Source organism: Microbacterium sp. Se5.02b (assembly GCF_019464375.1).
Taxonomy (GTDB): Bacteria; Actinomycetota; Actinomycetes; order Actinomycetales; family Microbacteriaceae; genus Microbacterium.
Genome location: NZ_CP080491.1, coordinates 2,996,043 through 3,014,241, shown reverse-complemented (window position 1 = coordinate 3,014,241; position 18,199 = coordinate 2,996,043). Strand labels below are relative to the sequence as shown.

Below are 18,199 nucleotides of genomic sequence, written 5' to 3'. Positions count from 1 at the left end.
GTGGGCGGTTTCGGCGCCCTGCACGGTGCGATCTCCGACGGCGAGGTGATCGCGCATTTCGGCGACGCCTTCCGCGAGCAGCGCCGTCTCGCCGAGGGTGCCGCGCTCGCGCCCCTGGGCGACCGCACGGTGATCGAGGTCGCCGGCCCCGAGCGGTTGATCTGGCTCGACTCGATCACCTCGCAGGCCGTCGGGCGCCTCGCGCCGGGTGAGAGCACCGAGCTGTTGGTGCTCGATCCGCAGGGACGCGTCGAGCACGCCGCCGGAGTGCTCGACGATGGGGCCTCGACCTGGCTCATCGCCGATGCAGGAGACGCCGAGGCGCTCGCCGCGTGGCTGACCCGCATGAAGTTCCGTACGCAGGCGACGGTCGATGTCCGCGCCGATCTCGAGCTGGTCGGCTTCCTGGACGCCGGCTCGATCGCAGCGACGGCCTCCGCAGCCGCGTTCGCCCCGAACGGCGTCCCTCTCGTGTGGGCGGATCCGTGGCAGCGGATCAGCGTCGGAGGACACCAGTACTCCGAGGTCGCCGAGCACCCCGGCGCCGACTACGCCTGGCGCGTCGCGGTGCTGACCGCTGCGTCGGCGGATGCTCTGGCGGCGGCAGTCGATCGCGATGCCCTCGCCGGGATCCTCGCCGCGGAGGCGCTGCGGATCGCCGCGTGGCGTCCGCGCTGGGCCGCCGAGGTCGACGATCGCTCGCTCCCTCACGAGTCGGACTGGATCCGCAGCGCGGTTCATCTGAACAAGGGGTGCTACCGCGGGCAGGAGACCGTCGCCAAGGTGCACAACCTCGGGCATCCGCCGCGTCGCCTCGCCGCCCTCCATCTCGACGGGAGCGATGCCGTGCTCCCGCAGCCGGGTGACCCGGTGTTCGCGGGGGACGACGAGGTGGGTCGCCTCACCTCCGTGGCCCGTCACCACGAGGACGGCCCCATCGCTCTGGCGATCCTGTCGCGGCGCGCACCGGTCGGCGATCTGGTAGTGCGGTCCGAGGGCGTCGACATCGCGGCGTCCCAGCAGGTCATCGTCCCCGCGGATGCGGGAGCCACAGCGGACATCCCGCGCCTGACCCGGCTCTCCCGGCGTCCCTCCGCACCGGACCCTCGCAGCTCCGGCGTCAGCTGAGGTCAGACGGAGCGGGGAGCGACCGCTTCCCAGGGCAGCGTGAGTTCGCCCAGGCGCCAGCGACTCCGCCCGCCGCGCACCGGCCACCCCTGATCGCGCAGGGCGGTCACCGCTGCGAGGAACCGCTGAGTGGCCCCGAACGTCGACAGCGGCGCCGCGCGATCCCATTCGCGATCGAGATCGACGAGCAGGGCGTGTATCCGCTCTCCGGTCACGTTGCGGTGGATCAGCGCCTTCGGCAGGCGTTCCGCGACGATGCTCGGCCGTTCGAGATCGGCGAGCCGCAGGGAGATCGTGAAGCGCAGGGGGACGGCGTGCGCGTCGACGTCGATCCAGCTCGAGACGCGGCCGATCTCGTCGCAGGTGCCCTCGAACAGGAGACCGCCGGGGCGAGCCTGCCCGCCATGCGGGACCAGGCATCGGGCACATCCTGCTCGTCGTACTGCCGCAGCACGTTCATGGCGCGGATGACGGCGGCTTCGCGTCCTGCGGGAAGCGGCACCTCGAACCCGCCGCGGGCGAACGACACCGGGAGGTCTGACGCGAACGGCGTGCGTCCAGCCCGCACCTCGGCCAACTGCGCGTCGGCGGTGGCCACTCGTGCGGTGTCGATCTCGAGGCCATGCACCTCGACGTCGTCCCGCACTCGCACGAGTCGAGTCGCGAGCTCGAAAACGGTGACGCCGCTCGCGCCGTAGCCGAGGTCGACGACCAGCGGGTCGGACGCGCGTCGCAGGGCGTCGCTCGCCGCGATCCAGCGATCGTTGCGCCGCAGTCGGTTCGTCCCCGTCGTGCCGCGGGTCGGCCGACCGAGGGGAGATGACGCCATGTCTCCATCCTCCCAGCATCCGGCTCGGTCACCGGGCCGTGCGCGGATAAACTGGCGGCATGACTGCGACGCGTACCCTCATCCTGCTCCGCCACGGCCGAAGCGAGTGGAACGAGCTCAACCTCTTCACCGGCTGGGTGGATGTCCGCCTCAACGAGCAGGGTGAGAAGGAGGCACGTCGCGGCGGAGAGCTGCTGGCCGAGTCCGGCATCCTCCCCGATGTGCTGCACACCTCGCTGCTGAGTCGTGCGATCCAGACCGCGAACATCGCCCTGGATGCTGCGGACCGCCTGTGGATCCCCGTCACCCGCTCCTGGCGTTTGAACGAGCGGCACTACGGGGCGCTGCAGGGCAAGGACAAGGCGCAGACGCTCGAGGAGTTCGGCCCGGAGCAGTTCCAGCTGTGGCGCCGCTCGTTCGACGTGCCGCCGCCTGTGCTCGACGACGAGAGCGAGTTCAGCCAGGTGAACGACGTCCGTTACGCGGACATCGACGGCGAGGTTCCCCGCACCGAGTCGCTCAAGCTCGTCATCGATCGTCTGCTTCCGTACTGGGAGAGCGCGATCGTCCCCGATCTCGAGGCAGGCAAGACCGTCCTCGTCACGGCGCACGGTAACTCGCTGCGCGGTCTCGTGAAGCACCTCGAGGGGATCAGCGACGACGCCATCGCCGAGCTCAACATCCCCACCGGCATCCCGCTGGTCTACGAACTGGATGAGAACAACATCCCCACCGGTCCCGGTCGCTACCTCGATCCCGAAGCCGCCGCCGCCGGTGCCGCCGCCGTGGCCGCTCAGGGCAAGAAGTAGGTCGTCTCCGGAAACGCCGGAAGCCCCCGATGCGAAGGCATCGGGGGCTTCCTCGTTCGCGCCGTGTGCGTCAGGCGTGTCCGAATTCCTGCTGCTCGAGTCCCTGCTGCTCCACGGCGAGGGGGATGTCCTCCTCCTCGACCGCCCAGTCGCCGGTCGCGAGGTAGACGACCTTCTTCGCGACCGCGACCGCGTGGTCGGCGAATCGCTCGTGGTAACGACTGGCGAGCGTGGCATCGACGGTCGCCGTCGCCTCGCCCTTCCAGTTGTCGCTGAGGACCTTCTCGAACACCGTGGCGTGCAGTTCGTCGACGTCGTCGTCCGCGTTGCGGATCGCATCCGCGAAGCGCAGGTCCTGCGTGCGCAGCAGCTCGGAGAGCGTGCGAGCCACCTCGACGTCGAGTTCGCCCATCTTCACGAACGTGCCCTTGAGGCCCTTGGGGATGGCGCGCTCTGGGAAGCGGAGGCGGGCGAGCTGAGCGATGTGCTCCGACATGTCGCCCATGCGCTCGAGCGAGGCGCTCACCCGGAGCGCCGTCACGACGATGCGCAGATCGCGGGCGACCGGCTGCTGGCGGGCGAGGATCTCGATCGCCTGCTCGTCGAGAGCGACGGCCAGTTCGTCGATCTTCGCGTCGTCGGCGATGACCTCCTCGGCGAGGGCGACGTCGCTGGTCGCGAAAGCTCTGGTCGCCTTGTCGATCGAGACCGTGACGAGGTCGGCGATCTCGACGAGACGGGACTGGAGGTCCTCGAGGGACTGGTGGAAGACTTCGCGCATGTTGGGGCGCAACCTTTCATTCGGATCTCGGCTGTGTCGTCAGCACGAGACGGCGGGTCGTCCGCACGAGAGCAGGTCTGTGCACCCGCACAGGCCCGAAGCGATTGTCTGCTTCGAAGGTTAACGAACGGTGCCCAGCACGTGAATAGTACTTCTCCGGTTCCCGCCAGGGCGCGGAAACCCGCCGGACGGACGGTGAACGCACTCTACGCTTATGACATGACCTTGCCGCAGCTCGCGCTGTCTTCGCTCGCCATCGGGCTGATCATCGGCGTCGGCCTCTCGCTGCTCGTGGCGTGGGCCTATCGCGCTCGGGCACGGGTGCAGGAGGAGACTTCGCTGGCGATTCCGGCCGGCATGACCGAGGTGCTGCACAGCATGGACGATGCGGCGGGGTGGTCGACTCCTCCGGACTCGTGCTCGCCGCGTCGCAGGCCGCGAGCCGCTTCGGCATCGACGTCGGGTCCACGCTCGACAACCCGGAGCTCCGACAGCTCGTCCGCGGGGTCAGGGCCGACGGCGGTACCGCAACGGAGTCGATGCGGATCACCCGGGGCGGTCTGAGCCTGGACCCTCGGCTCGTCTCCGCCCGCGCCAGCGCCATCGGCTCCCGCTTCGTGCTGCTGATCATCCGCGACGTGACCGAGCAGGAGCGGCTCGACCAGATGCGTCGTGACTTCGTGGCCAACACGAGCCACGAGCTGAAGACGCCGGTGGGGGCGGTGAGTCTGCTCGCCGAGGCCATCGAGTCCGCCGCGGACGACCCGGCCCAGGTGCGGATCTTCGCGGCACGGATCTCGGCTGAGGCGGGGCGTCTCGGCCAGCTGACGGGACGCATCATGAGCCTGTCCCGCCTCCAGGCGGAGGACGGCCTGACGAAGGTCGGGCCTGTCGCGATCGACGAGGTCATCGCCGCCTCCATCGAGGCGCACGTCGTGCAGGCCGATTCCGCGGGCGTCGACCTCGCCAGGGGCGGAGACCGCGGTGTCTGGGTGCGCGGCGATGCGCAGATCCTGATCGAAGCGGTCGGCAACCTGATAGCCAACGCCATCGTCTACTCGCCGCGCGGATCCCGCGTCGGCGTGGGGGTGCGCGCGGAAGACGGCGTGGTCGAGATCGCGGTGTCCGACCAGGGCATCGGCATCGCCGAGGCTGATCGCGAGCGGATCTTCGAACGCTTCTACCGGGCGGACGAAGCCCGTTCGAGGCGTACCGGCGGCACGGGGCTGGGACTGTCCATCGTCAAGCACGCCACACAGCGTCACGGTGGTGAGGTGCGACTGTGGTCCCGGCCGGGGCGCGGGTCCACCTTCACGGTCCGGCTTCCTCGCATCGACGCCCCCGAGTACGGCGATGCGGGCAAGAAGAGCAAGAAGAAGCGCGCGCGCAAGGCCGCCAAGGCCTCGGCGCGCGTTCGAAACGGAGAGAGAGCATGACCCGAATCCTTCTCGTCGAAGACGAGCCCGACCTCGCCGACCCGCTCGCGTATCTGCTGCGACGCGAAGGGTACGAGGTGGAGATCGCAGAGGACGGCCCCGGTGCGCTCACGGCGTTCCGGGAGCGCGGCGCCGACATCGTGCTGCTCGATCTGATGCTGCCGGGGATGCCGGGCACCGAGGTCTGTCGGCAGATCCGGTCGACGTCCGCCGTGCCCATCATCATGCTCACGGCCAAGGACTCGGAGGTCGACATCGTCGTGGGCCTCGAGCTCGGGGCCGACGACTACATCACGAAGCCGTACTCTTCTCGGGAGCTGCTCGCCCGGATGCGTGCGGTGCTCCGCAGGGTGGTGCAGGCCGACAGCGAGCTCGACGAGCGCGTGCTCGAGGGCGGGCGGGTCTCGCTCGACATCGACCGGCACACGGTCTCGGTCGCGGGCGCGCAGATCAACATGCCGCTCAAGGAGTTCGAGCTGCTCGAGGTCCTGATGCGCAACTCGGGGCGAGTGCTCACCCGCGGTCAGCTCATCGATCGGGTGTGGGGAAGCGACTACTTCGGCGATACGAAGACGCTCGACGTGCACATCAAGCGCATCCGGTCACGCATCGAGGAGAACCCCGGTGAGCCGGTGATGCTCGTCACCGTGCGCGGTCTGGGATACCGGTTCGAGGGCTGAATACGCAAGAGGCCGGCGCCCCGAGGGGTGCCGGCCTCTTGCCTGCGTCAGCGAGCGATCACTCGGCGGGCGCCGGAGCTGCCGTGTCGGTCGGAGTCGGCGTCGGCGTCGACGTGCGCACCGATTCCGAGGGCACGAGGTCGGAGTAGTAGGGGAGCGAGCCGTCGAGGACCGGGACCTCGGCCTTGACGCCCGTGGAGTCACCCGACTGGAAGTGCATCTCGACGGTCGCGCCGGGCTTCGTGTCGAGGTCGAGGATCCGCAACGGCTCCTCGTCGGCGCCGAGGCTCACGGTGCCGCCGCCCGGGACGGTGATGCTGAACGGCTCGCTGCCCGCGAGCGCGATCGTGAGCGTGGCGCTCTCCTCGGTGGGGTTGACGATCCCGGCGATGAAGTTGCCGATCGTGCCGTCGTCGTTCGCGATGATGAGAGCGTTTCGCACGTCGATGGGTCCGTCGGCATCCGAGATGTTCACGCCGTCGGACGCCGCGTACTCGGTCTTCGTCGACTGCGGGGTGATGAACGTGCACCCCGTCGCGCCGAGCAGAACGATGGCGCTGAGGGCTGCAGACGCAACAAGGCGCGATTTCACGGGTCCTCCTGAGGTCCGGCGGGATATCCGCATCCATTCTATGGGTAAGACGCGACCGCTCCCGGCCTGGGGAGCGCGAACCTTAGCGCATCTCCCCTGTGGTATCCTTGAGGTTGCCGAAAGGACACGTTTTTATGCTTTTTGAGGTTGGCGAAACCGTCGTCTATCCCCACCATGGCGCTGCGACCATCATCGAGGTCAAGGAGCGCATCATCAAGGGTGAGGCGAAGAAATATCTGAAGCTCAACGTCACCCAGGGCGATCTCATCATCGAGGTTCCTGCTGAGAATGTCGACCTGGTCGGCGTTCGCGACGTGATCGGAAAAGAAGGTCTCGATCATGTCTTCGAGGTGCTGCGTGCACCCTTCACCGAAGAGCCCACCAACTGGTCTCGTCGGTACAAGGCGAACCTCGAGAAGCTCGCCTCCGGAGACGTCATCAAGGTGAGCGAGGTCGTGCGCGACCTGTGGCGCCGCGATCAGGATCGCGGCCTGTCCGCGGGCGAGAAGCGGATGCTGGCGAAGGCTCGTCAGATCCTCATCTCCGAGCTCGCGCTGGCCGAGAAGACCGACGAGGACAAGGCGGGCGCACTGCTCGACGAGGTCCTCGCCTCCTGAGTCCTCTGCGAAGGGGCGGATGCTTCGGCATCCGCCCCTTCGGCGTTCCCGCCACGCGGTAGCGTGAGACGGTGACTCTGCTTCCCGTACCCGACATCGCGATCATCGTCGTCGCCGCCGGTTCCGGCACGCGCCTGGAGGCTGGCGCGCCGAAGGCCCTGGTCGGGATCGATGCGCACACGATCCTGCGCCATGCGCTCGACGGCGTCTTCGCGGCCGCTCCGGCCCAGGTGATCGTCGTGGCCCCGTCCGGCTATGAGGGGGACGCCCTCGCTGAACTCGAGGCCGCGGCGGGGGATCGGCGCGACCTCGGTCGTGTCGTCACGGGGGCGCCACCCGCCAGCAGTCCGTCGCGGCGGGACTCGCAACACTCTGGGGTGACGTGAAGACGGTGCTCGTGCACGACGCCGCTCGCGCCCTCACACCGCCGTCGCAGATCGACAAGGTCGCCCGATCAGTCACCGCCGACGACGGCGTGCTCCCCGTGCTCCCGGTCGTCGACACCCTCAAGAAGGTGGCAGACGGCGTCGTCGTGGCGGCCGTCGACCGCTCCGAGCTCGCCGCGGCGCAGACGCCTCAGGGATTCCCGCGCCGGCTGCTCGAAGCCGCCTACGCCGAGGCGCTCGCGTCCGGGATCGAGTACACCGACGACGCCGCCCTGTTCGCCGCAGCAGGCCACGCGGTGCGTCATATCCCCGGCTCGGAGCGCGCCTTCAAGATCACCACGCCGGACGACCTCGAGCGCGCCAGGCACCTGCTCGCCCCGGAGCGGCCGCGCCACGGGGCACCGCGCGTCGGCGTCGGCACCGATGTGCACGCCTTCGGCGGCGAGGGGAACCTCTGGCTCGCCGGACTCGAATGGCCGGGGAGCAGCCGCTCTCGGGGCACTCCGACGGCGATGCGGTCGCGCACGCGATCGTGGATGCGTTGCTGGGCGCCGCGGGACTCGGTGACATCGGAGAGCATTTCGGCACCTCTCACCCCGAATACGCAGGCGCGCACGCCGAGGTCTTCCTGGCGCGGACGCGCGAACGGCTCGTCGAAGCGGGCTTCGCGATCGGCAACGTCTCGGTCCAGTTCCAGGGCAACCGGCCGAAGTTCAGCCCGCGACGGGCGGAGGCGCAGTCCCGCCTCGCAGAGATACTCGGGGCGCCGGTGTCCATCACTGCCACGACCACCGACGGCCTCGGCTTCCCCGGCCGCTCGGAGGGCATCGCCGTCACCGCTGTCGCGATCGTCTTCCCGGTCTGACGCGATAGCGTGAAGACGACCCGAATGGGTTGCGTGATCACGCGGGCAGGACGGAAGGAGCCGGAGTGAAGATCCTCATCATCGGTGCGAGCGGGCACGTCGGTCGCGCGGCCGCATCGGCGCTCGACGGGCACGAGATCGTCGCCGCCTCGCGGAACGGGCAACCCTCGGTGGACGTGACCGACCCCCGCTCCATCGAGCGCCTGTTCGAGCAGGTCGGGGACGTCGACGCCGTCGTCGCCGCCGTCGGGAGCGTGCCGTTCGCACCGCTCTCCGAACTCGGCCGCGACGACTACGAGGCCGCGCTCCGGGGCAAGGTGCTCTCGCAACTCGACGTCGTCCGCATCGGAACGCGCTTCGTCCGCGATGGCGGCTCCTTCACGCTCACCTCCGGCATCCTCGCCCGCGAGCCGATCGCCACCGGAGCGGCGGCGTCCCTCGCCAACGGCGCTCTCGAGGCGTTCGTGCTCGGGGCGGCACCAGAGCTGCCCCGCGGCATCCGCATCAACGCCGTCAGCCCCTCGGTGCTCGAGGACGCACCCTCGTATCACTCCTCCTTCCCCGGCTTCGTGCCGGTCTCGTCGTACCGGGTCGGGATGGCCTACGCCAAGAGCGTCCTCGGGGTGCAGACCGGCGAGGTGCTGCCGGTCGACTGAGCCGGCGCGCCGACATGAGGCCGCTCGGCGCGCCCAGACTCGCGGAGACCGCGCCCGGTAGGCTTGAGCGGTGACTCTCCGCCTCTACGACACCCGCGCCGCGGTGTTGCGTGACTTCGTGCCTCTCGATCCCGAGAACATCACGATGTACGTGTGCGGACCCACGGTGCAGTCCGGGCCCCACATCGGTCACGTCAGGGCGGCACTCAGCTTCGATCTGCTGCGGCGCTGGCTCGAGCACCGCTACGGTCGCGTCACGTTCGTGCGCAATGTCACCGACATCGACGACAAGGTGCTCGCCAATGCGACGGACGCCGAGCCGTGGTGGGCGCTCGCCTACCGGATGGAGCAGGAGTTCACCGCGGCCTATGCGACCGTCGGCATCCTTCCGCCGACGTACGAGCCCCGAGCCACGGCTTCGGTCCCGCAGATGCAGGAGTTGATCGCAGTGCTGATCGACCGCGGTCATGCGTACCCGGCGCCGGACGGCTCCGGCGATGTGTACTTCGATGTGCGCTCCTGGTCCGAGTACGGTGCGCTCACGCACCAGTCGCTCGACGACATGGAGGCGGCGGAGGACGCGGATCCTCGGGGAAAGCGGAACCCGCAGGACTTCGCGCTGTGGAAGGGCGCCAAGGCCGATGAGCCGGCGGATGCGACCTGGCAGTCCCCCTGGGGCGCCGGGCGTCCCGGGTGGCACATCGAGTGCTCCGCCATGTCGAAGCGGTATCTCGGCGCGGAGTTCGACATCCACGGCGGCGGACTCGACCTGCGCTTTCCGCACCACGAGAACGAGCTCGCGCAGTCGACGGCGGCCGGCGACGGTTTCGCCCGATACTGGGTGCACAACGGACTCGTGACCGTCGACGGACAGAAGATGTCCAAATCGCTCGGCAACTTCACGCTGGCCGCCGACGTGCTTGCTCTGCAGGATGCACTGGTGGTGCGTTACGCGCTCGCCGCCGCGCACTACCGTTCGAGCCTCGACCTCAGCGAATCGTCGTGGACCGAGGCAGAGGCGGCTCTCGCGCGCATCGGAACGTTCATCGCCCGTGTCCGCCGTGCGCTGCCCGGTGCGCCGGACGAGACGCGGATCGGCGAGATCCCCGAGGCGTTCGCGGTCGCGATGGATGATGATCTCGGCGTTCCTCAGGCACTCGCCGTGCTGCATGAGACGGTGCGACGCGGCAACACGGCGATCGACGCCGGCGCGAACGACGCGGCCTGGGCCGCCTTCGTCCAGGTGGACGCGATGGTCCGGCTCCTCGGCTTCGACGAACTCATGTCCAGCGGGGGAGACCTCGCTGAACACCGCACTCTGGACGCCCTCGTCCAGACGATGATCACCCAGCGCGCGCAGGCACGCGCTGACAAGGACTGGGCGGCGGCGGATCGCATCCGAGACGCGATCGCCGCCGCAGGAATCACGCTGGAGGACACTCCGGCCGGAACTCATTGGAGTATCGATGGCTAAGCCACAGCGCCCCGGCGCGAGCAACGGCAAGAAGAAGGGCCCCACCAAGGGCACCGGTGGACTCGGGCGCAAGGCGCTCGAAGGGCGCGGACCGACCCCGAAGGCCGAGGACCGCGCCTGGCACCCGGCAGGCAAGCGCAAGGCCGCCGCCGAGCGCTATGCCGCGTCCGGAGGCAAGGGCAAGCCGGGGACGAGGCAGACATCCGGCGGAAACCCGAACCGCTCCGCCCGCGCGAAGGACAACACCACCGACACCGAGACGGTGACCGGGCGCAACTCGGTGCTCGAGGCGCTGCGGGCGAAGATCCCTGCCACGGCGTTCTACATCGCGCAGCGGGTCGAGATGGACGACCGCGTCAAGGAGATGCTGTCGATCGCCACGCACCGCGGCATCCCGGTGCTCGAGGTGACGCGCCAGGAACTCGACCGGATGGCCGGCTTCGACGGCGTGCACCAGGGAGTGGCCGTCAAGGTGCCGCCGTACGAGTACGCGCATCCGCAGGACCTCCTGGAGCAGGTCATCGACAACGGAGAGGTGCCGTTGTTCGTGGCGCTCGACGGGGTCACCGACCCGCGGAACCTCGGCGCGATCATCCGGTCGACCGCGGCATTCGGCGGACACGGCATCATCCTGCCGCAGCGGCGTTCCGCCGGCGTGAACTCCGCCGCGTGGAAGACGAGTGCCGGAGCCGCGGCCCGGATCCCGGTGGCGCTCGCGACGAACCTCACCACGCAGCTCAAGGAGTTCAAGAAGCAGGGTGTCTTCGTGCTGGGGCTCGACGGCGACGGCGACGTCTCGCTCCCCGACCTGCAGCTCGCCGACCGCCCTGTCGTGATCGTCGTGGGCTCGGAGGGCAAGGGGCTGTCGCGGCTCGTCACCGAGACGTGTGACCAGATCGTCTCGATCCCGATCTCGGCTGCGACCGAGTCCCTGAACGCGGGGATCGCCACCTCCGTCGCCCTGTACCAGGTGGCGACGGTACGCGCCCTCAAGAAGTAACGGCTCGAGGAAAGGCAGACCATGGCTCGCATCGTCGTACTCGGAGGTACCGGCTACGCCGGTCGTCACATCGTCGCGGAGGCGGTGAGTCGCGGCCATGCGGTGATCGCGATCTCGCGTTCGACGGCGGCCGATCCGGTGGCGGGAGCGGCCTACGTGCAGGGGTCCGCGCTCGACCTGGCGCCGTTGGCTGATGCCTTCGTGGGCGCGGATGCGGTGGTCTCCGCGCTTTCGCCGCGTGGTGACATGGAGGATCGTGCGCTCGAAGCTCTGTCGAACGTTGTCGACCGGCTCGTCGGGACCGAGACGCGTCTCGGCGTGGTCGGCGGTGCCGGTGGCAGCCTCGTCGCCCCGGGTGGGCCGCGGCTGTTCGACCAGGACTTCCCCGAGGAGTACAAGCACGAGGCACAGGTCGGTATCGATTCCCTCGCCCTCCTGGAGACGACGGATGCCGGACTCGACTGGTTCTTCATCCACCCCGCCGAGGTGTTCGGCCCGTGGGCGGAGGGCGAGCGCACCGGGCAGTACCGGGACGGCGGCGACGTGCTCGTCCGTGATGCCGACGGGAAGTCCTTCATCTCCGGTGCCGACTTCGCGGTCGCTGTGGTCGACGAGATCGAGCAGGGCAACCACCACCGCGAGCGTTTCACCGTCGGCTACTGACCCCGCAGGGTCTGACGGCGCCCCCGCTGACGTCGAGCGCGCGGCCTCGTGCCGCGTGGGTCAGACCAGGTCGCGCCAGTCGACGTCCTCGTCCTCGTCGGACACGGGCGTCACGCCGGTGACGACGGGCAGGCTCATGGTCTCGGTCGGTGGGCCCATGATGGTGGCCTCGTCGCGGCGATGGCGCAGCACCTCGTTGATGTAGCTCGTCAGCACCTCGGCCAGCGGGACGGAGCGTCCCTGAGCCTGCGACAGGTACCACCGGTGCTCGAGCACCTGATGGAAGACCTCGGCGGGCTCGAGCTTGGCCCGCAGCTCGTACGGGATCGCGCGCACGACGGGCTCGAACACGCGGGTGAGCCATTCGTGCGCGTACATCTCCTCGTCGGCCCACTGCTTCGTCGATCGGGCGCGGAACTCGTCGAGGTCGTTGAGCAGCCGCCGCGCCTGGTTCTCCTCCACGTCGAGGCCGGTCAGCCGGATGAGGCGGCGCTGGTGGTGACCTGCGTCCACCACCTTCGGTTGGATCTCCACGACTCGACCGTCTGCCGTCGTCGACAGCGACATCTCGTCGATGTCGAAGCCGAGCGCGTTGAGGCGCTCGACCCGTTCCGTGATGCGCCAGGTCTCGGCGGCCGAGAACGATTCCTGGGCGGTGAGCTCCGCCCACAGGGACCGGTACGAGGAGACGATGCCGTCGGCGATCGCGACGGCGTCGACGCCGTGCTCGAGGCGGCCGCCTGCGGCGAGGTCCATGATCTCTCCGGCGATGTTCGTGCGTGCCAGGTCGAGGTCGTAGGCGCGCTGCCCGTCTGTGAGGCCTTCTTCATGCAGCTCGCCGGTCTCGGCATCGACCAGGTAGGCGGCGAACGCGCCCGCATCGCGGCGGAACAGCGTGTTCGAGAGGGAGACATCACCCCAGTAGAAGCCGACGTTGTGCAGGCGCACCAGGAGCAGCGCGAGGGCATCGACGAGCCTGGTCGCGGTGTCAGGACGCAGCACGCGGGTGAACAGAGCCCGGTATGGCATCGAGAAGCGCAGGTGCGAGGTGACGAGGGCTGCCGGGAGAGGCTCGCCGTCGGCGTCAGTGCGTCCGGCGATCACCGCGACGCGGTCGACGCAGGGCACATCGAGGCGAGCGAGGTTGCCGAGCATGTCGTATTCCCGCTGCGCCATCTCCGCCGTGGTCTCCTTGACCGCGATCACGCGGCCGGACAGATCGGCGAAGCGCACGAGGTGGCGCGAGAGGCCCTTCGGGAGCGACACGATGTGCTCCGAGGGCCACTTGGCGAGCGAGGTCGACCAGGGCAGGGACAGCAGCCCCGGATCGATCTTGCTGGCGGTGATCCGCAGCGAATCCTGCATGGCGCTCCCGGGTCGTGGAGGGAAGGAAAACAGACGCGGCGCAGGTGACCGAAGTCAGCCTGCGCCGCGTCTGGTGTCCGATCAGGCGGAGACGACCGGCTTGTCGTTCAGGCGGTCGCCCGACTCGATGTCGAACGCGTGCACGTGGCCCGGGTTCGCCGCGAGCGTGACCGTCTCACCGGCGTTCGGGTGGTTGCGGCCGTCGACGCGGGCGACGATGTCGCTGCGCTTGCCATTGATCTCGGTGTGGCCGTACAGGTACCCGTCGGCGCCGAGCTCCTCGACCAGGTCGACGACCACCGGAAGGCCCTTGCCGTCGGCCGGGCCGACGGTGATGTCCTCGGGACGCACGCCGACCGTGACCTGGCTGCCGTTCGCGCGGCCGACGGTGTCGCGGTCGAGCGGGACGACCTCGGAGCCGAAGCGGATGCCGCCGTCGGCAAGGTCGGCCGCGAACAGGTTCATCGCGGGCGAGCCGATGAACCCGGCCACGAAGACGTTGTTCGGCTTCTCGTACAGGTCGCGCGGCGAGCCGACCTGCTGGAGCAGACCGTCCTTGAGGACCGCGATGCGGTCGCCCATGGTGAGGGCCTCGGTCTGGTCGTGCGTGACGTAGACGGTCGTGACGCCGAGTCGACGCTGCAGCGAAGCGATCTGCGTACGGGTCTGCACGCGGAGCTTGGCGTCGAGGTTCGACAGCGGCTCGTCCATGAGGAACACCTGGGGCTGACGCACGATGGCGCGGCCCATGGCGACGCGCTGACGCTGGCCGCCCGAGAGTGCCTTGGGCTTGCGGGTCAGGTAGGGCTCGAGGTCGAGGAGCTTGGCGGCCTCGAGGACGCGAGCGGCTCGCTCCTCCTTGCCGACGCCGGCGATCTTGAGCGCGAAGCCCATGTTCTCGGCGACGGTCATGTGCGGGTACAGCGCGTAGTTCTGGAAGACCATCGCGATGTCGCGGTCCTTCGGCGGGACGTCGGTCACGTCACGGTCGCCGATCAGGATGCGGCCCGCGTTGACCTCTTCGAGGCCGGCGAGCATGCGGAGCGACGTGGACTTACCGCAACCGGAGGGGCCGACGAGGACGAGGAACTCGCCGTCTCCGACCTCGAGGTTCAGCTTGTCGACGGCCGGACGGGTGCCGCCGGGGTACAGGCGGGTGGCCTCGTCGAAAGTCACAGATGCCATTGTGGTTTCTCCTTCACCGGCAGGTACGTGCCGGACGATCCGTAGTGATGAAGCGGCGGAGTGAACCGCCGTGACCCGTCATTGGGTCGGGATCAGTATGGCATGAACGACGGTACCTGGGTATTTCTCAGCCTGACTGGCTAGCATCGAACTCGGCCGCGCGCTGCGGCGATCGTCGCCGAGCGGCGGTCGGGGCCAACCCGGACCCCCTGAAGACTCACAAGAGGAACGATGTCGAGCGACGAAACGCCGAACGTCCCCACACCTCGCAATTCGCGCGAGGCCGTGCGGGAGAAGGCCCAGAGAGTGCACGCCCAGCAGTCGCGGGCGCGCCTCATGCGACGGATCATCATCGGTGCGGTGGCGATCGCGGCGGTGGGGGCGATCGGCACCGCTGTGACGCTTGCGGTGTCGGCGCAGGTCTCCAAGCCTCGTCTCACTCCCACGGGGATGCAGTCGGACGGCGTGGTCGTCACCGACATCGAGGCCTTCGCATCGTCGCAGGAGGTTCCTTCGACGCCTGATCCCGACGCGACGGATGCCGGTGCGACCGCAACGCCGGCGCCGACGCCGACGACGTCCGAGAAGGTCGACATCCACGTCTACGTGGACTATCTGTCGCCGGACGCGGGGAAGTTCGAGCGCGCCAACGCCCGCCAGCTCGCGGGCTGGATCACCGAGGGTGCGGTCACGGTCAGCTACCACCCGGTGGCGCTGCTCACCGCCAGCTCCAACGGCACCAAGTTCTCCCTCCGTTCCGCCGCGGCTGCGGCGTGCGTGGCGACGCACTCGCCCGAGCAGTTCTACGCGTTCAACCATGACCTGCTCGACGACCAGCCCGAAGTGGGCAGCGAGGGACTCTCGGACGAGGATCTCGCGAATCTCGCCCTCGCCGTCGGCGTCGACAATTCCAAGGCCGTCCGTTCGTGCATCGAAGACGGCGACTTCGTCGGCTGGGCCAAGGAGGCGACCACCAGGGCGCTGGAAGGACCGCTGGCCGGTTCGGACGACCTCGTGCTCTCGGCTGCGCCGATGATCGTGGCGAACGGCGAGGCGTACGTCGGGGCGCTGGACGACCCGGCGGAGTTCTCGCAGTTCGTGCTCAGTGTCGCCAGTGATGCCTCGCGCGAGACGCCGACCCCGACACCTTCTGCGTCTTCCACACCCGCCCCGTAGGTCGAACGCCGTCGATGCTGCCAGCTAAGCTGGGGGCGTCCGCCGACTTGGCGCAATTGGTAGCGCACCGTACTTGTAATACGGGGGTTACGGGTTCGAGTCCCGTAGTCGGCTCTCTGAGTCCTTACGAGAGTAAGGGACCGCGTGTTCCGACGCGGAGTTCGCCAAAAGGGTTCCAGCGGAAACCCAGCGAAAACGCCTGGGTTCCGCTGGCGCTATGCTCGCGGGCATGGGAACCGAGTATCTGCCGGGCATTCAGTCTTCGGGTGCGAAGAAGCCTCACCCGATCGCCTGGGTTGTGATGTCGGTGTGCCTCGTCTTGCTTGCCGTGGTGATCGGGATCTCAATCGCGAGTGGCGATGATGACGACTACGACGTGAACAACTCATCTGTGGCGATCAGGCACTGCGAGGACGCGATCAAGGAGCGGCTCAAGGCTCCCGCAACCGCTGAGTTCGTTTCGGCTGCTACAGGAAGCGGCACATGGACGGTGTCCGGGACCGTGGACGCCGAAAACAGCTTCGGCGCCAAGCTCCGTTCCACCTATCAGTGCAGCGTGGTCATCGACAGCGAGAAGGAAACCGTGAAGGTCCGAATCGATAGCTTCGAGTGACCCATGGTCACGCGTGAGCAGTGTCTTGAGGACCTCGCCGACTACCTCGCCGAGATCGCAGTCGCGGCGGCTATGGAAATCCACGTCGGGGACGGCGCATAGAATCGAACCTCTCGGCCGGAGGAAGGACATGACCGGCTATGGGGAACCCTGGGGCGACGCTCTCCGCGTACCGCGACATGCAGTCGCAGGCGCGATCGATCCTCGAGGCCGCGAAGCACGGGCCGCTGCAGTCGCTCACCGACCGTGAGATGGACATCCGCGGACAGCCGCTGACGATCTACCCGCACCCTCTCCAGCGCCGCGTGAAGGCATGGGTCAGGTTTGGCCCCGAGGCTGTGCGGGTCGATGCGAAGCTCGTGCGCTCGACACCGCTCGCGGCCGGCATCGAGTTCCGTGCCGAGGACCAGACGTTCCGCTGCTGGGTCTGGGGCAACGCCGTAACCCTCGCCGATGTCGACGGGCCGGCGTAGGGTCGCTGCCATGTGCGGTCGATTCGCGAACGATGCCAAGACGGACGAGCTGATCCGGGAGTACGTCGCTGATGGGGGCAAGCCGGAGGACTGGTGGAAGTCGTGGTCCGGTGCGTACTCGATCGCGCCGACCATGGACGCGCCGATCGTGCGCGACCGCGGCGAGGGCCGCATCCTCGAGCTCGTGCGCTGGGACTGGCAGAAGCCCGCCAACCGCCCCAAGGGCGCACCCATCATCAACGCCCGGATGGAGAAGCTCGCGACCGGGTTCTGGGCTCCGGCGTTCTCCGCCGCACGCTGCATCATCCCGATGCGCGGCTACTTCGAGTGGACCGGCGAGAAGGGCAACAAGACACCGCACTTCCTCCACGGCGACGGGCTACTCTCCGCGGCCGGCCTCACCTGGTCGATGGAGCTGGCGAACGGTGAGAAGTCCCGGTGCTTCGTGGTCATCACGCGTGAGGCGCGGGACGCCAGCGGGGAGGTCCACGACCGGATGCCCGCGTTCCTCACCCCCGACACGTGGGACGCATGGTTGACTCCCGAGAAGCTGACCGGAGATCGCAAGACCGAGACCCTCGCCATGCTCGAGCACACATCCGCCGACGTCGCCGCCACGGTCACCGAGCACATTGTCGACCGGAAGGTCAACAACTCGCGAACCGCCGACGCCAGCGACGCGTCGCTGATCGCACGCGCAGAATAGGGTCTGCCTATCTTCATCGGCTCCAAGCGCGGGTAGGTTGGCCAGTATGGGCCATGAGGACGCTTTCTACGTTGGGCAGTCTGCTCCATGGGATATCTCGACGGAGGTCGGCGAATGGCTCTTGGTCCAGCATGTCGCTGACCTTGAGGCAAGAAGCCGAACTGGGGCCAGCCGCTACGAAGTACTCGGGATTTCGGGGATCCTTCGCGCAATGCTCGTTGATGGGTCAGCGATTATCAATGTTGCGAGACGAAGGCTGGAGCTACCGCCTCCGCGCTTCCTTTTCACCCCGTATGCGCCCGAGGTCGCGCCCAACAGCCGTACCATGCTCGGTTTCGCGCACGTATCGAGCTTCGCCGTTCCCACTGTCGAGGGATCCCTCAAAGAGTTCTTACGTGCACCGGCGGCCACCTATGACGATGGGCCGGTGTCGGTCCTCGAGGTCATCAAGTTCTTCGCTCAGGTGCAGGGCGGGGTGCACCTCGGGGTCCCGAAGCTCCCGTTTGAAGTCCTCGCACACTCTGTTATCGGTCACATGGGAAACGATGTCGGACGGATGTGGATGAGGGCTCTCATCGCTATCGCCACCGTCACTGTGGATGCGGCTCGTCCGCTCGTGGATGCAATGGTGGCAGATCGACCCGAGCTCGCAGATGGCGCGTGGAGCGAGTCGCGCCGGGTGAGGGAGTCGATCGCCCCGGCAACGCGAAAGACCCCCACCCGGCCCGAAGGCTAGGTGGGGGTCATCGTGATTCGATGGCGCTG

General features: G+C 68.4%; 17 protein-coding genes, 1 tRNA gene and 3 pseudogenes. 16 read left to right on the top strand and 5 right to left on the bottom strand.

Annotated elements, in window-relative coordinates:
• Positions 1-1,128 (top strand): folate-binding protein YgfZ, encoded by a 1,128-nt coding sequence (locus K1X59_RS14985; RefSeq protein ID WP_183150662.1) that lies wholly within the window; start codon positions 1-3, stop codon positions 1,126-1,128.
• 2 nt (positions 1,129-1,130) lie between these two features.
• On the opposite strand, the pseudogene K1X59_RS14980 reads toward K1X59_RS14985, so the two are convergent.
• Positions 1,131-1,957 (bottom strand): annotated as a pseudogene (locus K1X59_RS14980) (class I SAM-dependent methyltransferase).
• 59 nt (positions 1,958-2,016) lie between these two features.
• Here K1X59_RS14980 and K1X59_RS14975 point away from each other — a divergent pair.
• Positions 2,017-2,766 (top strand): phosphoglyceromutase, encoded by a 750-nt coding sequence (locus K1X59_RS14975; protein ID WP_183150661.1) that lies wholly within the window; start codon positions 2,017-2,019, stop codon positions 2,764-2,766.
• Between the two features lie 70 nt (positions 2,767-2,836).
• Here K1X59_RS14975 and phoU read toward each other — a convergent pair whose 3' ends face one another.
• Positions 2,837-3,547 carry a phosphate signaling complex protein PhoU gene (phoU, locus tag K1X59_RS14970; RefSeq protein ID WP_183150660.1) on the bottom strand — a complete coding sequence of 237 codons (711 nt, stop codon included), beginning with the start codon at positions 3,545-3,547 and terminating at the stop codon, positions 2,837-2,839.
• Positions 3,548-3,766: 219 nt separating this feature from the next.
• Here phoU and K1X59_RS14965 point away from each other — a divergent pair.
• Positions 3,767-4,983 (top strand): annotated as a pseudogene (locus K1X59_RS14965) (sensor histidine kinase).
• Positions 4,980-5,663, top strand: a complete 684-nt coding sequence (locus K1X59_RS14960) for a response regulator transcription factor (RefSeq protein WP_183150659.1) — start codon at positions 4,980-4,982, stop codon at positions 5,661-5,663. The pseudogene K1X59_RS14965 and the gene K1X59_RS14960 overlap by 4 nt, the downstream one beginning before the upstream one ends.
• Before the next feature lie 58 nt (positions 5,664-5,721).
• Here K1X59_RS14960 and K1X59_RS14955 read toward each other — a convergent pair whose 3' ends face one another.
• Complete coding sequence (locus K1X59_RS14955) at positions 5,722-6,255, bottom strand: DNA modification methylase (protein ID WP_183150658.1); 534 nt, start codon at positions 6,253-6,255, stop codon at positions 5,722-5,724.
• A 134-nt stretch (positions 6,256-6,389) separates the two neighbouring features.
• Between K1X59_RS14955 and K1X59_RS14950 the strand changes: the two genes are divergently transcribed.
• The 6 genes and pseudogenes from K1X59_RS14950 (at position 6,390) to K1X59_RS14925 (ending at position 11,916) form a co-directional block, all read left to right on the top strand.
• A complete protein-coding gene (locus K1X59_RS14950) occupies positions 6,390-6,872 on the top strand; it encodes a CarD family transcriptional regulator (RefSeq protein WP_017201416.1) in 483 nt (160 codons plus the stop codon).
• 71 nt (positions 6,873-6,943) lie between these two features.
• Positions 6,944-8,123: pseudogene (gene ispD, locus K1X59_RS14945) on the top strand (2-C-methyl-D-erythritol 4-phosphate cytidylyltransferase).
• Between the two features lie 65 nt (positions 8,124-8,188).
• Positions 8,189-8,779: a short chain dehydrogenase gene (locus K1X59_RS14940; protein ID WP_183150656.1), complete on the top strand. Its 591-nt coding sequence runs from the start codon at positions 8,189-8,191 to the stop codon at positions 8,777-8,779.
• A 70-nt stretch (positions 8,780-8,849) separates the two neighbouring features.
• Positions 8,850-10,253 (top strand): cysteine--tRNA ligase, encoded by a 1,404-nt coding sequence (gene cysS, locus K1X59_RS14935; protein WP_220173540.1) that lies wholly within the window; start codon positions 8,850-8,852, stop codon positions 10,251-10,253.
• On the top strand, positions 10,246-11,253 hold the full coding sequence (rlmB, locus tag K1X59_RS14930; protein WP_183150655.1) for a 23S rRNA (guanosine(2251)-2'-O)-methyltransferase RlmB: 1,008 nt from the start codon (positions 10,246-10,248) through the stop codon (positions 11,251-11,253). The genes cysS and rlmB overlap by 8 nt, the downstream gene beginning before the upstream one ends.
• A 21-nt stretch (positions 11,254-11,274) precedes the next feature.
• Complete coding sequence (locus K1X59_RS14925; protein WP_183150654.1) at positions 11,275-11,916, top strand: NAD(P)-dependent oxidoreductase; 642 nt, start codon at positions 11,275-11,277, stop codon at positions 11,914-11,916.
• Positions 11,917-11,976: 60 nt separating this feature from the next.
• Here the strand turns inward: K1X59_RS14925 and K1X59_RS14920 are convergent, their stop codons facing one another.
• Both K1X59_RS14920 and K1X59_RS14915 read right to left on the bottom strand, forming a co-directional pair.
• Complete coding sequence (locus K1X59_RS14920; RefSeq protein WP_183150653.1) at positions 11,977-13,281, bottom strand: DUF4032 domain-containing protein; 1,305 nt, start codon at positions 13,279-13,281, stop codon at positions 11,977-11,979.
• Between the two features lie 81 nt (positions 13,282-13,362).
• Positions 13,363-14,466 carry an ABC transporter ATP-binding protein gene (locus K1X59_RS14915; RefSeq protein ID WP_183150652.1) on the bottom strand — a complete coding sequence of 368 codons (1,104 nt, stop codon included), beginning with the start codon at positions 14,464-14,466 and terminating at the stop codon, positions 13,363-13,365.
• Between the two features lie 231 nt (positions 14,467-14,697).
• Here K1X59_RS14915 and K1X59_RS14910 point away from each other — a divergent pair, with 231 nt between their 5' ends.
• The 6 genes from K1X59_RS14910 (at position 14,698) to K1X59_RS14885 (ending at position 18,170) form a co-directional block, all read left to right on the top strand.
• Entirely contained in the window at positions 14,698-15,642 is a 945-nt protein-coding gene (locus tag K1X59_RS14910) for a thioredoxin domain-containing protein (RefSeq protein ID WP_183150651.1), read from the top strand.
• A 41-nt stretch (positions 15,643-15,683) separates the two neighbouring features.
• Positions 15,684-15,756 (top strand) — tRNA-Thr (locus K1X59_RS14905).
• A gap of 115 nt (positions 15,757-15,871) precedes the next feature.
• Positions 15,872-16,255, top strand: a complete 384-nt coding sequence (locus K1X59_RS14900) for a hypothetical protein (protein ID WP_220173539.1) — start codon at positions 15,872-15,874, stop codon at positions 16,253-16,255.
• A 140-nt stretch (positions 16,256-16,395) separates the two neighbouring features.
• Positions 16,396-16,728 (top strand): hypothetical protein, encoded by a 333-nt coding sequence (locus tag K1X59_RS14895; protein WP_244632060.1) that lies wholly within the window; start codon positions 16,396-16,398, stop codon positions 16,726-16,728.
• Positions 16,729-16,738: 10 nt separating this feature from the next.
• A complete protein-coding gene (locus K1X59_RS14890) occupies positions 16,739-17,434 on the top strand; it encodes an SOS response-associated peptidase (RefSeq protein WP_183150649.1) in 696 nt (231 codons plus the stop codon).
• A 325-nt stretch (positions 17,435-17,759) separates the two neighbouring features.
• Entirely contained in the window at positions 17,760-18,170 is a 411-nt protein-coding gene (locus K1X59_RS14885) for a hypothetical protein (RefSeq protein ID WP_183150648.1), read from the top strand.
• The last annotated feature ends 29 nt before the right edge of the window (positions 18,171-18,199 follow it).

What these genes read in the sequence shown, in the direction of transcription:
- K1X59_RS14975 (WP_183150661.1), top strand. Translation starts at nt 2,017, where the DNA reads ATGACTGCGACGCGTACCCTCATCCTGCTCCGCCACGGCCGAAGCGAG.
- phoU (WP_183150660.1), bottom strand. Translation starts at nt 3,547, where the DNA reads ATGCGCGAAGTCTTCCACCAGTCCCTCGAGGACCTCCAGTCCCGTCTC.
- K1X59_RS14960 (WP_183150659.1), top strand. Translation starts at nt 4,980, where the DNA reads ATGACCCGAATCCTTCTCGTCGAAGACGAGCCCGACCTCGCCGACCCG.
- K1X59_RS14950 (WP_017201416.1), top strand. Translation starts at nt 6,390, where the DNA reads ATGCTTTTTGAGGTTGGCGAAACCGTCGTCTATCCCCACCATGGCGCT.
- rlmB (WP_183150655.1), top strand. Translation starts at nt 10,246, where the DNA reads ATGGCTAAGCCACAGCGCCCCGGCGCGAGCAACGGCAAGAAGAAGGGC.
- K1X59_RS14925 (WP_183150654.1), top strand. Translation starts at nt 11,275, where the DNA reads ATGGCTCGCATCGTCGTACTCGGAGGTACCGGCTACGCCGGTCGTCAC.
- K1X59_RS14920 (WP_183150653.1), bottom strand. Translation starts at nt 13,281, where the DNA reads ATGCAGGATTCGCTGCGGATCACCGCCAGCAAGATCGATCCGGGGCTG.
- K1X59_RS14915 (WP_183150652.1), bottom strand. Translation starts at nt 14,466, where the DNA reads ATGGCATCTGTGACTTTCGACGAGGCCACCCGCCTGTACCCCGGCGGC.
- K1X59_RS14910 (WP_183150651.1), top strand. Translation starts at nt 14,698, where the DNA reads ATGTCGAGCGACGAAACGCCGAACGTCCCCACACCTCGCAATTCGCGC.
- K1X59_RS14900 (WP_220173539.1), top strand. Translation starts at nt 15,872, where the DNA reads ATGGGAACCGAGTATCTGCCGGGCATTCAGTCTTCGGGTGCGAAGAAG.
- K1X59_RS14895 (WP_244632060.1), top strand. Translation starts at nt 16,396, where the DNA reads ATGGGGAACCCTGGGGCGACGCTCTCCGCGTACCGCGACATGCAGTCG.
- K1X59_RS14890 (WP_183150649.1), top strand. Translation starts at nt 16,739, where the DNA reads ATGTGCGGTCGATTCGCGAACGATGCCAAGACGGACGAGCTGATCCGG.
- K1X59_RS14885 (WP_183150648.1), top strand. Translation starts at nt 17,760, where the DNA reads ATGCTCGGTTTCGCGCACGTATCGAGCTTCGCCGTTCCCACTGTCGAG.